Genomic DNA, 338 nt, shown 5'->3' on the forward strand with positions numbered 1-338 from the left:
GCATGAAGGAGCTGCCGAGCACCAGCCGGGAGATGCCGCGGTGAGGCACGCAGACGCCCTTGGGGCGGCCGGTGCTGCCGGAGGTGAACATGACGTAGGCGAGGGCTTCACCGTCCACGCGGACGTCAGGCGCATGCGTGGGAAGGGCGGCGAGGGCGTCCTGCTGAGCATCCAGCCACACGCGGGTGCCGGAGGCGGGCAACAGGGAGGCGAAGGGCTGGTGGGTGAGCACCACGCCGACGTCGGCGTCCTCCAGCAGGGAGGCGATGCGGTCCACGGGAGCGTTGCGGTCCACGGGGACGAAGGCGGCGCCCACCTTGAGGATGGAGAGGAGGGCG

Annotated in this window: 1 protein-coding gene; it reads right to left on the reverse strand. The window is 71.6% G+C overall.

Annotation, left to right across the window (positions count from 1 at the left end; genetic code table 11):
- Positions 1 to 338, reverse strand: a 338-nt coding sequence (locus U8525_RS34545) for an AMP-binding protein (protein WP_374270984.1), incomplete at both ends; no start/stop codon positions are given.

Origin of the sequence: Corallococcus sp. RDP092CA, assembly GCF_041903675.1 — a bacterium.
Lineage (GTDB): Bacteria > Myxococcota > Myxococcia > Myxococcales > Myxococcaceae > Corallococcus.